This is a genomic window from Pseudonocardia sp. OZ21, assembly GCF_059359135.1.
In genome coordinates this window covers 596,076-608,490 of the sequence record NZ_JCADBN010000004.1, presented here as the reverse complement: position 1 = coordinate 608,490, position 12,415 = coordinate 596,076, and the positions used below count along the sequence as shown (strand labels likewise).

General features: G+C 74.2%; 11 protein-coding genes. 4 read left to right on the top strand and 7 right to left on the bottom strand.

What is annotated here, in order from left to right:
- Positions 1-71 precede the first annotated feature (71 nt).
- The 3 genes from AC5L35_RS12860 to AC5L35_RS12850 all read right to left on the bottom strand — a co-directional run bounded on the left by AC5L35_RS12860 (position 72) and on the right by AC5L35_RS12850 (position 2,776).
- Complete coding sequence (locus AC5L35_RS12860) at positions 72-872, bottom strand: PIG-L deacetylase family protein (protein ID WP_495059796.1); 801 nt, start codon at positions 870-872, stop codon at positions 72-74.
- A 137-nt stretch (positions 873-1,009) separates the two neighbouring features.
- Positions 1,010-2,557, bottom strand: a complete 1,548-nt coding sequence (locus AC5L35_RS12855; protein WP_495059795.1) for an amidohydrolase — start codon at positions 2,555-2,557, stop codon at positions 1,010-1,012.
- A gap of 30 nt (positions 2,558-2,587) precedes the next feature.
- Entirely contained in the window at positions 2,588-2,776 is a 189-nt protein-coding gene (locus AC5L35_RS12850; RefSeq protein WP_495059794.1) for a PspC domain-containing protein, read from the bottom strand.
- Between the two features lie 245 nt (positions 2,777-3,021).
- Between AC5L35_RS12850 and AC5L35_RS12845 the strand changes: the two genes are divergently transcribed.
- Complete coding sequence (locus AC5L35_RS12845) at positions 3,022-4,086, top strand: GDSL-type esterase/lipase family protein (RefSeq protein ID WP_495059793.1); 1,065 nt, start codon at positions 3,022-3,024, stop codon at positions 4,084-4,086.
- Positions 4,087-4,138: 52 nt separating this feature from the next.
- Here AC5L35_RS12845 and AC5L35_RS12840 read toward each other — a convergent pair whose 3' ends face one another.
- Positions 4,139-5,266, bottom strand: a complete 1,128-nt coding sequence (locus tag AC5L35_RS12840) for a M24 family metallopeptidase (RefSeq protein ID WP_495059792.1) — start codon at positions 5,264-5,266, stop codon at positions 4,139-4,141.
- 57 nt (positions 5,267-5,323) lie between these two features.
- Here AC5L35_RS12840 and AC5L35_RS12835 point away from each other — a divergent pair, with 57 nt between their 5' ends.
- Positions 5,324-6,265 carry a 5'-3' exonuclease gene (locus tag AC5L35_RS12835; RefSeq protein WP_495059859.1) on the top strand — a complete coding sequence of 314 codons (942 nt, stop codon included), beginning with the start codon at positions 5,324-5,326 and terminating at the stop codon, positions 6,263-6,265.
- A gap of 55 nt (positions 6,266-6,320) precedes the next feature.
- Here the strand turns inward: AC5L35_RS12835 and AC5L35_RS12830 are convergent, their stop codons facing one another.
- From AC5L35_RS12830 to AC5L35_RS12820, 3 genes are all read right to left on the bottom strand, one after another.
- Positions 6,321-7,538 carry a GNAT family N-acetyltransferase gene (locus tag AC5L35_RS12830; protein ID WP_495059791.1) on the bottom strand — a complete coding sequence of 406 codons (1,218 nt, stop codon included), beginning with the start codon at positions 7,536-7,538 and terminating at the stop codon, positions 6,321-6,323.
- Positions 7,539-7,574: 36 nt separating this feature from the next.
- Entirely contained in the window at positions 7,575-8,561 is a 987-nt protein-coding gene (locus tag AC5L35_RS12825) for a DUF4333 domain-containing protein (RefSeq protein ID WP_495059790.1), read from the bottom strand.
- 73 nt (positions 8,562-8,634) lie between these two features.
- The gene (locus tag AC5L35_RS12820; protein WP_495059789.1) at positions 8,635-11,409 is read right to left on the bottom strand and encodes a DEAD/DEAH box helicase; all 2,775 of its coding nucleotides are present in this window, start codon (positions 11,407-11,409) and stop codon (positions 8,635-8,637) included.
- Between the two features lie 68 nt (positions 11,410-11,477).
- On the opposite strand from AC5L35_RS12820, the gene AC5L35_RS12815 reads away from it, so the two are divergent.
- Both AC5L35_RS12815 and AC5L35_RS12810 read left to right on the top strand, forming a co-directional pair.
- Positions 11,478-11,969 (top strand): pyridoxamine 5'-phosphate oxidase family protein, encoded by a 492-nt coding sequence (locus tag AC5L35_RS12815; protein WP_495059788.1) that lies wholly within the window; start codon positions 11,478-11,480, stop codon positions 11,967-11,969.
- Positions 11,970-12,067: 98 nt separating this feature from the next.
- Complete coding sequence (locus AC5L35_RS12810; RefSeq protein WP_495059787.1) at positions 12,068-12,412, top strand: DUF1330 domain-containing protein; 345 nt, start codon at positions 12,068-12,070, stop codon at positions 12,410-12,412.
- Positions 12,413-12,415 lie beyond the last annotated feature (3 nt).

Here is a 12,415-nt window from a genome sequence, read left to right as displayed (position 1 = left end):
AGCGTACGGCGCGCCTGTGTGAGCGCGGTGATCAGCGGTGATCGGGCGCCCGGGACCTGACGTCGAACCGGTCAGACGGGCACGCGGGCGAGCAGATGCACGTTGCCCAGCGCGTCGAGCAGGCCGGGCCCGCCGCTGCGGCGGTACCACTCGAAGCCGTAGGCGGCCGCGAAGTCCTCGGCCGGGACCTCCGCGGGATCGATCTGCGACTCGTGGGCGACCATCGCCGCCCGCTTGCACGCCAGGTGCTCGGCAGAGCCCGACACGGCGAGCCCGATCTCCGCGGTGGCCCGGCCGAACGGCACCGCGGCGGCACGGGCGGCACCGTGCACCAGGTGTCCGTCCCGGGCCGTGACGTGCAGGTGCTCGCGGTCGACGGTCACCCGGTAGCCCGTGGCCCCCACGAGCTCGGCGGCCGTGGCTCCGATCCGGAACGCCGCGCGATGGTCGGGATGCCCGTAGATGCCGTGCTCGTCGTCGTGGACGATCGTGCCGGCGCCCTCGTCGTCGGCGATCTCGGCGACGCGCCGGGCCAGCTGCAGCGGGTCGGCGGCGGTGAGCGCCCGCGCGTGCTCTCCCGCCGCCCAGCCCGGCAGGCCGGAGTCGCGCTTGCCGAGCAGCACCAGCCGGGACACCCCGAGCAGCTCGGCGGCCTGCTCGAGCTCCGCGAGGCGCCGCTCGGGGATGGTCTCGCCGGGGCGCAGCGGCAGGCGCGACTCCCCGAGCTCACCGGCGGTGGCGACGACGAGAACGGTGCGGGCACCCGCGTCAGCCAGGCGGCGCAGCGTGATGCCGGTGAAGATCGCCTCGTCGTCGGGGTGGGCGTGCAGCACGAGGACGGTGTGCCCACGCAGATCGGAAGATGCGGTCACGTGTGTGATCACAGACTGTGCGGGCCGCGGAGGCGGCCGGATGGACGGGAACCGGGCGAAACGTCAGCTGCGACAGCGACAACAGCGACAACACCCCGGACAGCAGCGGGACACACCCGCGAAGCCCGTCCGGTCCGTCATGGCGCGAATGCTCCCACACCCGGGAGGGCGTCGTGCAGCACCACCCCTCGGTGGGCGGTGCGCAGGCAACGCGCCGGGTGGGCGACACCGTCCTGGGCTCCGTCCCACACGGCGTAGGACGCCGGGGCCCCGGGCACCAGCAGGCCGGCCAGTGCGGAGCGGTCGCCCGTGGCCCGGTACCCGCCGACGGTGTGTGCGGCCACGGCCTCCTGCCACCGCAGCCCCGACCCGGGGGTGCGGTGATGGACCGCGGCGTGCACGCCCGCCCACGGGTCGAGCGGGGTGACCGGGGTGTCCGAACCGAGAGCGAGCACGACCCCGGCGTCGCGGAGCGCGGCGAAGGGGTTCATCCCCGCCGCCCGACCGGCACCGAGCCGGTCGGCGTACATCCCGGTGGGGCCACCCCAGCAGGCGTCGAAGGCGGGCTGCACGCTGGCCACGACCCCCAGCTCGGCCAGCCGCCCGGCCTGGCCGGGCTCCACCATCTCGAGGTGCTCGACGCGGTGGACGGCGGCGCGCACCGCGGCGGTCGAGGTGAGCGCGGCCGCAGCGTCGAGGCCGGCGAGCAGCACGTCCGCGGCGGCGTCCCCGATCACGTGGAAGCCGGCCTGCACCCCCGCGACCGTGCAGGCCGCGACGTGAGCACCCACCGCGTCGGCGTCGAGGTAGCGGTTGCCGGTGCCGCCGTCCGCGTCGGCGTAGGCCGCTCTCAACGCGGCGGTACGGGAGCCGATCGAGCCGTCGACGAACAGGTCGCCCGCCAGACCACGGGCCCCGGTGGCGGCGAGCAGCTCCCGCGCCTGCTCCGCCGTGGTCACCGCCTCGCCCCAGTATGCGACCACCTCGGGTCCCGGCCTGTGGAGCAGTTCGGCCAGGTCGTCGACCGACGAGATGTCCGGGCCTGCGCACTCGTGAACCACGGCGACCCCGCGGGCGGCGGCCGCCGCGAGGAATGCGGTCTGCGCGGCGGAGCGCCCGGTGCTGTCCACCGCGGCCAGCGCCGCCCGCCGGGCGTGGTGGTGCGCCTCGGCGGACAGCGGGCCGTCGGACCAACCCGGTGCTCCGACCGCGCCCGGAGCGCGGTCGAGCAACGCGGACGACACGAGCGCGGAGTGCACGTCGATCCGGCTCAGGTACACCGGGGCGCCGCCGGCGGCACGGTCGAGCTCCGCCCGCGACGGCAGCGGTTCCGACCAGTGCTGGTCCTGCCAGCCGTGGCCCCAGACCAGTGCCCCCGGCCGGGCCGCCGCCCGGCAGGCGACCGCATCGAGCAGCGCACCGGGTGACGAGCAGCCGGTGAGGTCGACGCCGTCGACCAGCAGGCCGGTGGCCGTGGCGTGCACGTGGGCGTCGACGAACGCCGGAGTGACGACGGCGCCGTCGAGCTCGAGCACGTGGACGTCACCGCTGCGCGTCCGCTCCCGGGCCTGCGCCGCGGTACCGACGAAGCTGATCCGGTCGGCACTGATCTCCACGGCCTCAGCGGCGTCCACCGCGCCGCCGGGACCGAGGACCCGGGCGCCGAGCAGCAGGGTGCGCGTCACCCGCCCTGTCTACCGCACGGATCAGACGGATCAGTACGGACGCTTGGGCATGATCACCCACAGCACGATGTAGGCCACGAACTGCGGGCCGGGCAGCAGGCACGACAGCAGGAACAGCAGCCGGACGGCGAACGGGCTCCAGCCGAAGCGCTCGGCGAGTCCGGCACAGACGCCGGCGATGACCTTCCCGTGCTGCGGTCGGGTCAGGGTCGATGCCACGAGGGGCTCCTTCCAGGTGCGGCGAATCTCGCCGCTACTGATCAAGTCTCCGCCGGGGCGGAGGCGTCGGACTCGGTGACTGCCCGGAGACGGCCCTGAGTTATCCCGGAGGTACCCCCGTAAGGCGGACGGCATTCGCCCAGGGTGAAGCGCCGAGTACGCCGTCCGGGCGGACCGCCGCCGGTTGTCCACACGACCGAGGAACGCTCTGGCCGGGGTGCATCCTGCGACCTAGCGTCGTTCACGTGATCCGCTTCCTGCGTCACCCGGTCCCGGCGCTCGCTGCGGCGAGCGCGGTCGCCCTGCTCGTCGTCGCCGCGCTCCTGGGTCCGGCACCGTCAGCGGCCGCCGACACGCGGCCGGAAGCGGTCGTCGCGCTGGGCGACAGCGCCGCGTCGGGCGACGGGGCGGGCGACTACGAGGCAGGAACCCGTGGGGAGGGAGGCGACTGGTGCCATCGCTCCGCCCACGCCTACATCCACCGCACCGGGCTGCCCGGGGAGTCGATCAACCTGGCCTGCTCGGGTGCCGACTCCGCGGCGGTGGCCTTCGGCGGCACCCACAACACCGAGGGGTCGCAGGCGCAGCGGCTCACCGAGGTCGCGGGCCGCTACCGGGTCACCACGGTCGTCCTGCAGGTCGGGGCCAACGACGACGCGGCGCTCACGGCCACCGGCATCGCCTGCATCCGGGCGTTGGTCGATCCCCGTCAGCCACCGTGCCGCGACACCATCGGGCCCCAGGTGCCCGAGCGGATGGCAGCCACCGGCGGGAAGGTCGAGGCGGCCGTGCGCGACGTGCGGGAGGCCATGCGGCGCGCCGGCTATGCCGACGGCGGCTACGAGCTCGTGCTCGCGTCCTACGCCGCGCCGATCACTGACCGGATGGTGCCGGTGCAGGCCGCGCAGGGCTGTCCCTACAGCCGGGCGGACGCCGGCTGGGGCCGCACGGTCCTGTTCCCCGCCCTGTCGGCCACCATCGCCGGCGTCGCGGAACGCACCGGTGCCCGGTTCCTCGACCTGGTGCGCGCCACCGAGGGCCGCGAGGCCTGCAGCCACGCCCTGTACTCCGAGGAGTGGCAACGCCGGATCACCGTGGACCCGGACGCGCTGGTCCACGGCGGCCTCGACGCGATCGGGTTCCATCTCGCCCAGGAGTCGTTCCATCCCACGGCGGCGGCGCACGCGGAGATCGGGCGCTGCCTCGGCGACTTCGTGCGCGCGGGCGACACCACGGCCTCGTGTGTCGCGGGGGCCGACGGCCGCGACCGCCTGGAGCCCGCCCCGCCGGCGGCCGTTCCGGGGGCCTGAGGGGCCGGCCGGGGCCCGGTGGGCCCGGCCGGCCCGGTCAGAGAAGCACCGCTCAGAGCACCACGAGGTCGCGGGGACGGGTGTTGAGCCGCTCGCAGCCGTCGTCGGTGAGCACCACGATGTCCTCGATGCGGGCGCCCCACTCGCCGTCGAGGTAGACACCGGGCTCCACGCTGAACGCCATCCCCGGCTCCAGCGGGAGCGCGTTGCCCCCCACGATGTAGGGCTCCTCGTGCACGTCGAGGCCGATGCCGTGCCCGGTGCGGTGCAGGAACCGTTCGCCCAGCCCCGCTGCCGCGATCGGCTGCCGGGCGGCGGCGTCCACCTGCTCGGCGGTGGCACCCGGCCGGGCTGCGGCGACGGCCCGCTCCTGGGCGTCCTGGAGCACGGCGTAGGCCTCCTGCACCGACGCCGCGGGGGCGCTGCCCACGGCGTACGTGCGCGTGCAGTCGGAGTTGTAGCCGCTGGGCAGCGGGCCGCCGATGTCGATCACGACGACGTCACCGTCCTCGATCACCCGGTCGGACACGTCGTGGTGCGGGCTGGCCCCGTTCGGCCCGGAACCGACGATCACGAAGGCCGCCGTCGTGTGGCCCTCGTCGACGATCGCCGCGGCGATGTCGGCGGCCACCTGCTCCTCGGTGCGGCCCGGCTTGAGGAACTCGGCCATCCGGGCGTGCACCCGGTCGATCGCGGCGCCTGCCGCCCGCAGCTCCGCCACCTCGGCCGTGTCCTTGCGCATCCGCAGCTCCCGCAGCACCGGCCCGGCGAGCTCCTGGACCACCTCCGGGAACGCGTCGCGCAGGCCGAAGACGTGGGCGGCGGTCATCGAGTCGACCACGCCGACCCGTCTCGGCCCGCCTGCGAGGTCGCTGACCAGCAGGTAGGGATCGTCGCCGTCCACCCAGGTGACGATCTCCACGCCCAGCTCGTCGAGCGGCAGCCCCGCGTACCCCGGCGCTTCGAGCCGGGGAACGACCAGCGCGGGGGGCGCGCGATGGCCGGCGGCAGGCAGAACGAGGCAGGTCAGACGCTCGTGGGACTCCCCGTCCGCGCCGATCAGGTAGCGCAGATCGGTGCCCGGTGTGACGAGTAGCAGGTCGGTGTCGTGGGTCGCCGCCATCTCTCCGGCGCGGCGGATGCGGTCGGCGAGCAGCGCGATCGGAACGGCCGGTGTCATGGTGAGCAGCGTATTCCGGCATGCTGTGGCAGCGTGACCGCGCCTGCGCCCTCCTTGATGCTGCTGGATGCCGCGAGCCTGTACTTCCGGGCTTACTACGGCGTGCCCGAGTCCATCACCTCGCCGGACGGCACCCCGATCAACGCCGTGCGCGGCTTCACCGACATGGTCGCGCGGCTGGTCACCGAGCGGCGGCCCACCCGGCTCGTCGCGTGTCTCGACCTGGACTGGCGCCCCGCGTTCCGGGTGGAGGCGTTGCCGTCGTACAAGGCGCACCGGGTGCCCGGCGAGCCCGAGGTGGCCCCCGCCGGGCTGCCGGAGGAGGTGCCCGACACCCTCGCGCCGCAGGTCCCGGTCCTGCTCGAAGTGCTCGCCGCGGCCGGCATCGCCACCGGGGGCGCCGAGGGTTACGAGGCCGACGACGTGATCGGCACGCTCGCCGCGGGTGAGCGGAAGGACCCGGTGCTGGCGGTGAGCGGTGACCGCGACCTCATGCAGATCGTGCGCGACGAGCCCGTCCCGGTCCGGCTGCTGTACGTCGGCCGGGGCCTGGCGAAGGCCGAGCACCTGGGGCCCGTGGAGGTGGCCGCGAAGTACGGGGTGCCTGCCGACCGGGCGGGTGAGGCCTACGCCGAGATGGCGATGTTGCGGGGTGATCCTTCCGACGGGCTGCCCGGGGTGCCCGGGGTCGGGGCGAAGACGGCGGCCACGCTCGTGGGCCGGTTCGGCTCGTGGGCCGAGCTGCGGGCCGCCGTCACCGATCGGGCGGACACGCGGCTGGCGCCGCCCGTGCGCGCCAAGCTGGCGGCCGCGGCGCCGTACCTTGCTGTGGTGGAGCCCGTGGTGCGCGTGGCGCGGGACGCCCCGGTGCAGCTCGACCGGTCCGACACCCTTCCCCGCACGCCTGCCGACCCGGACCGCCTGGCCGCGCTGGCGAAGCGCTGGGGCGTGGAGAGCTCGGTGGACCGGCTCTGCACCGCGCTGGCGAAGAACGCCTGAGGGCGGCGCTCCTCGCCTGCGGCGGCGAGTGGCCGGGCCGTCGAAGCGGGCACCGTCAGAAGTAGGTGCCGCACCACGGCGACACGGTGGTGGCGAACGCGGCGTCGGCGTGCGGGACCGCGGCCGCATCGGGTGCCTGCCACCAGCCGGTGGCAACGAGCTCCGAGGGGATGCGGTCCCCGAGGTAGGCCATCGCCAGAGCCGCGACATCGCACTCCAGCTGGGGGGTCACCGGTCCGCCGAGCGGCCCGACGCGTTCCGCGCTGCCACCCGCGATCCGGTAGACGCCCGTGTTCTTCTCCAGCAGCGGGTCGTGCACGGCGATCAGCACCGGGTCCGCTGCGCCGTAGGACCGCGCGGCGAGCGCCACGGGCACATCCACGAGCCGGAGCCAGGTCTCGTCGTGGTGGCCGGCGACGGCGCAGGCGCGCGGGTCGGCGAGCAACAGCTCGAGGGGCTCGTCGAGCGGCCGCAGCTCGGCCTGCACGGAGCCGACCAGGTCGACGTCGAGCAGGAAGCGCCAGAGCCCGGCCGTCGCCTCCACGTCCGCGGCGTGCAGGTCCGCGAGCTCCAGGGTCTGCTCGGTGAAGCTGTGGGACTCCCCGCGGAACGCCACCGCGAAGCCGTCGTCGCCGTGGACACCGGTGTGCACGGCCGCGAGGACGGGCTCGCGGTCCTCGACCCGGCGCCCGATCGAGCTCCACCACCAGCTGTCGCGCCGGGTCATGCTCCCGGTCCGGGTGAGCGCGATGACCTCGTGCACCTTCTGCAGCGTCGGGAGGATCTCGTCGCGGTCGAGCAGCCGCACGGCTCCGCCCTGGGGCGCTCCGGGCCGCCACGCCGGACGCGTGGCCCGCACCACGATGTCCCGGCCCCGGGTGGCCACGCCGTAGCCGAACCGCCCGTAGATCCGCGCCTCGCTGGCGCGCAGGGTCGCCACCGGCTCACCACGAGCTGCCACGTCGTCGAGCAGCGCCCGCATCATGGCCGACAACAGACCACGGCGGGTGTGGTCGGGCCGTACCCCGACCCGCGTGACCGCCGCCATGGGGAGCACGGCGCCGCCGGGCACCACGAGCTCGCTGGGGAACGACGTCGCCGTACCGACCAGCGTGCTGCCGTGGTGGACGCCGATCGTGCGGCCGGGGCTGTAGGACGGGGCGACCCGGGACCACCGCTCGTCCTCGACCGGGCCCCGGTGGATGGTGGCGGCGAAGAGGCTGTGCGCAGAGCGCACCTGATCAGTTTCCAGGAAGCGGACGTCGTGGGTCACGGGGTGTGATGCTGCCCGATCTTCCCCGACCGCTGACTAGGTGGGACGCCCCACCTCGTAGGAACCGTCCGACCCCGTGACGATGATCGGGACCCTCACCGAGGCGCCGTCGACCGTGGCGTCGCACTCGAACCTGGTGCCCTCGTCGACGCGGATCCCCTCGGCGCAGCGCACTCCGGCGACGTCCATGTGGTAGTTCTGCGTGAGGACGTGCTGCACGCCGTTCTGGAGGGCGACGGGGTCGAAGACGCGGGTGACGAAGAAGCCCGGCGCCACGAAGCCCAGCAGCGCGACGACCGCGACGACCGCGACGCCACCGAGGACGAGCGGGAGCAGGCGTTTGACGCTGCTCCGCCGCGCCGGAGCCTGCGGACCCCGCTGCTGCGGAGGGCCCTGCGGCTGCCCCGGGAACTGCTGGGTGGGTTGCTGGCTGAGTCCCCAGCCGGGCGAACCGAACGGGGCGGGACCCTGCCCCGGCTGGCTGTACTGCTGGCCGGGGGCCTGCTGGGGCCGACCGAACGACGGCTGCGCGTAGGGCGGCTGGCTCGGCTGGGGTGCCTGGCCGAAGAGCGGCACGCCGGCCGTGGGCTGTCCCAGCGGCAGCCCGTGCTGCGGCAGCTGGGGCAGTTTCGGCGCCTGGCTCGGCTGAGGTGGCTGGCCCTGCTGGGGCGCCTGGGGAGCCTGGAGTGGCTGAGGTGCCCGGCCCGGGGCAGGCGACTGTTGCGGTGGCCTGCCGAGTGGTGGCATCGCCGGCAGGGTCTCGGTCTGCTGCTGGTGCTGGCGGGACTTCCCGGACCGGGTCTCGGTGTGCTGACGGGACTTGTCGAACTCGGCAGGCCTCGGCGGCGGATCGTGCTCGAGGCCCACCTGGGTGGGCACGGCGCCGGTCTCGTCCGGATCCAGCTCGACGTCCTGCTGTGCCTGCCCCCACCCGCCGGGCGGCTGCTGGCCCCATGCCGGTTTCTCCGCGGGTTCCCCGGGTGGGGTGCCTTGCGGGGTCATGGGGCCCTGGGGCGTGCTCATCGCAGACCTTTCTGCAAACGTGCGGTCCGGAGATCCAAGCACAGGGCGTGCCTGCACGAACGGGACACCCTGCTCAGACGGATCCCACCGCCACCACACCCCGCCGCACGGCGGCAACGGCCTGCGTCGCCGCCCGGCCCACGGCGCTGCCGCGGCCGGTGACGCCGGCGACCTGGTCGAGCAGGTCGAGCACCTGCCGGCACCAGCGCACGAAGTCGCCCGCCGACAGCTCGGCGCCGTTCTGCTCCGCCGCGGTGAGCACGACCGACAGCGACTCACCGCGTGCCCATCGGTAGATCGGCCAGGCGAAGCCGAGGTCGGGCTCACGGGTGCGGTCCACGCGGTGCCTGCGCTCGTCGCCCTCCAGCTCCGCCCAGATCCGCACCGTGTTCCCCAGCGCCTCGGCCACGGCGCCGGAGGGCACCTGCGGCATCTGCCCGTTGTCCCGGCGCGACTCGTACACCAGCGCCGACACGACTGCCGCCAGCTCCGCGGGCTCCAACCCGTCCCAGATGCCGTGGCGCAGGCACTCCGCCGTGAGCAGGTCCGACTCGCCCCACAGCCGGGCGAGCCGCTCGCCGTGCTCGGTGACCTCGTCCCCGTCGAGGTAGCCGCGCTCCCCCAGCAGGGAGCGGATCCGGTCGAACGCCCTCGCGAGGGAGTGGGTGGTGGCCCGCACCTTCTGCTGCAGCTGCTCGGTCTCCCGCTCCAGGCGGGCGTGCCGGTCGGCCCACCGGGCGTGCGCCTCGCGGTCGTCGCAGCCGTGGCAGGGATGCGCGCGCAGGGCGCGGCGCAGCGTCGCGAGCTCGGGGTCGTCGACGCTCCCGCCTCGCGAGCGCCGCCGCTGCACGGTGGGAGCCACGATCCCGGTGTTGCGCAGCGAGGAGGCCAGGTCACGGCGCACGCTCGGCGTCCGGTGGTCGACCCGCTTGGGCAGTCGCATCCGCCCGAGGGGCTCCACCGGGGTCGGGAAGTCGGCGGGCGAGAGCCGGCCCGCCCACCGGTCCTCGCTCAGCACGAGCGGGCGCGGCTCGTCCCCGTTGTCGAGGCCGGGGTCGAGCACCACGGCGAGGCCTGCGCGGCGACCCCCGGGCACGGCGATGACGTCACCGGTCCGCAGCGACCGCAGCGACTCGGCCGCGGCCTCCCGGCTGTCGGCCACGCCCTGGCGCGACAGGGACTTCTCCCGCTCGCTCACCCGGCGGCGCAGCCCGGCGTACTCGGCGAAGTCGCCGAGATGGCACTGCATCGACTCTGCGTAGCCCGCCAGTGCCTCGGTGTTGCGCTCGATCCGCCGGGCCAGCCCGACGACGGAGCGGTCGGCCTGGAACTGTCCGAGCGACTGCTCCAGCAGGTCGCGGGCGGAGTCCGTGCCGAGCCGTCCGACGAGGTTGACGGCCATGTTGTAGCCGGGCCGGAACGAGCTGCGCAGCGGGTAGGTGCGCGTGGAGGCCAGCCCCGCGACCTGCACGGGGTCGACCCCCGGCTGCCAGACGACGACCGCGTGACCCTCGACGTCGATACCGCGCCGGCCGGCCCGGCCCGTGAGCTGCGTGTACTCGCCGGGGGTCAGGTCGGCGTGCGACTCACCGTTGAACTTCACCAGCCGTTCCAGCACCACGGTGCGGGCGGGCATGTTGATCCCGAGGGCGAGGGTCTCCGTGGCGAACACCGCGCGGACCAGGCCGCGGACGAACAGCTCCTCCACGGTCTCCTTGAACGCAGGCAGCATCCCGGCGTGGTGCGCCGCGATCCCGCGCTCCAGCGCCTCGAGCCATTCCCAGTAGCCGAGGACGGCAAGGTCGCCCTGCGGGAGGTCGACGGTGCGCCGCTCCACCGTGCGCCGGATCTCCACGGCCTCGGCCTCGGTGGTGAGCCGCAGGCCCGAGCGCACGCACTGCCCGACCGCGGCGTCGCAGCCCGCCCGGCTGAAGACGAACGTGATCGCGGGCAGGAGACCGTTGCGGTCGAGCCGGTCGATCACGGTGGTGCGCGACGGAGGCCGGAAGCGGGTGGAGGACCTGCCGTTCCCGCCGCCCCGCGGCCCGCGACCGCGGCCCCGGTCCCACACGGCGCTCTGGCGGTCGAGGTCGCGCGTGTACCGGACGAGGTCCGGGTCGACCTGCAGCTCGCCGGCGGTGTCCTCGCCCGCGAACAGGTCCAGCAGCCGGTTGCCGACCATCATGTGCTGCCACAGCGGAACCGGGCGGTGTTCGTCCACGACCACCGTGGTGTCGCCGCGGACGGTCACCAGCCAGTCGCCGAACTCCTCCGCGTTGCTGACCGTGGCGGACAGGCTCACCAGCGCGACGTGCTCGGGGAGCTGGAGGATGACCTCCTCCCAGACGGCGCCGCGGAAGCGGTCGGCGAGGTAGTGCACCTCGTCCATCACCACGAAGCCGAGGTGGTCGAGCTGCCGCGACCCGGCGTAGATCATGTTGCGCAGGACCTCGGTGGTCATCACCACCACCTGCGCGTCCCCGTTGACGACGGTGTCGCCCGTCAGCAACCCCACGGCGTCGGCACCGTGGCGCTCCACGAGGTCGGCGTACTTCTGGTTCGACAGTGCCTTGATCGGCGTCGTGTAGAAGCACTTGAGACCCTGGGCGAGCGCCAGATGCACGGCGAACTCACCGACCACGGTCTTCCCCGCGCCGGTCGGGGCGCAGACGAGGACGCCGTGCCCGTCCTCGAGGGCCGAACACGCCGTGTACTGGAAGCCGTCGAGCTCGAAGGGAAGACTCCCCGCGAACTCGGCAAGTCGGGGACGTGCGGCTCGGCTCCTGGCGGCGGCGTAAGCCTCCGCGGGAGCAGGATTGCTGCTGGCCACCGGCCCAGGTTTCCACATCGGCGCAAGAGCGACCCGGCGTGCCCGCTCACAGTGGGCGGTATGCGCCTCGTGAGAAGGTCGTCCCCGTGCCTTCCTCCCTCTCCGAAGCTGCTCCCGCCTTCATCGAGATCGCCCACCGGATCGTCTGGGCCACCGCCGCCACCGTGGACGAACAGGGCAGGCCGTGGACCCGCGTCCTGCATCCCATCTGGTTGTGGGACGGGGAGCACCTGACCGGCTGGATCGCCACCGGGCCGACGCCGACCAAGCAGGCGCACCTCGCCGCCCATCCCTACGTCTCACTGACCTACTGGGACTCGTCCCACGACACCGCCAGCGTCCAGTGCCGCGCGAGCCTGCACACCGACGACGAGACGCGGACCGAACTGTGGGAGCGCTTCCGTTCCGCCCCGGAGCCGGTCGGGTACGACCCGGCGATCATCTCCGGCTGGGACGGCCCCCTGTCCCCTGGCTTCGCCGCCCTGCGGCTGGACCCGTGGCGGCTGCACGTACAGCCGGCGGCGGTGCTGCTCGAGGGCAAGAACGACCAGGTCATGGTGTGGCGCGAGGCGGCCTGAACCCGCCGCCCTACCTCCCGCGTCATCGACCGGCGCTCCCGGCTCGCCCAGGCTGATACCGCGGCCGGGCAACGCCGGCCACGGACCGGGGAGGAAGCATGACCACCTACGCCGTCGCGCACCTGCGTGAGGTCACCGTCGGACCGGAGATCGTCGAGTACCTGGAACGGATCGACGCGACGCTCGAGCCCTTCGACGGGCGGTTCGTCGTGCACGGGGCCGAACCCACGGTGCTCGAGGGCGACTTCCCGGGCCACCTCGTCGTGATCGGGTTCCCGAGCCGGGAGCAGGCGCAGGGCTGGTACGACTCCCCCGCCTACCGGGCCATCCTGCCGCTGCGCACCGAGAACGCCCTCGGAGAGGCGATCCTGGTGGACGGGGTCGAACCCGGCCACCAGGCCCTCGACGTGCTCGCGGTCGGAGCCGGGCCGGTGCAGCGCTAGCGG

Excerpts from the sequence above, each read along its gene's own strand:
- AC5L35_RS12840 (WP_495059792.1), bottom strand. The coding sequence starts at position 5,266 with ATGACACCGGCCGTTCCGATCGCGCTGCTCGCCGACCGCATCCGCCGC.
- AC5L35_RS12835 (WP_495059859.1), top strand. The coding sequence starts at position 5,324 with ATGCTGCTGGATGCCGCGAGCCTGTACTTCCGGGCTTACTACGGCGTG.
- AC5L35_RS12825 (WP_495059790.1), bottom strand. The coding sequence starts at position 8,561 with ATGAGCACGCCCCAGGGCCCCATGACCCCGCAAGGCACCCCACCCGGG.
- AC5L35_RS12820 (WP_495059789.1), bottom strand. The coding sequence starts at position 11,409 with ATGTGGAAACCTGGGCCGGTGGCCAGCAGCAATCCTGCTCCCGCGGAG.
- AC5L35_RS12810 (WP_495059787.1), top strand. The coding sequence starts at position 12,068 with ATGACCACCTACGCCGTCGCGCACCTGCGTGAGGTCACCGTCGGACCG.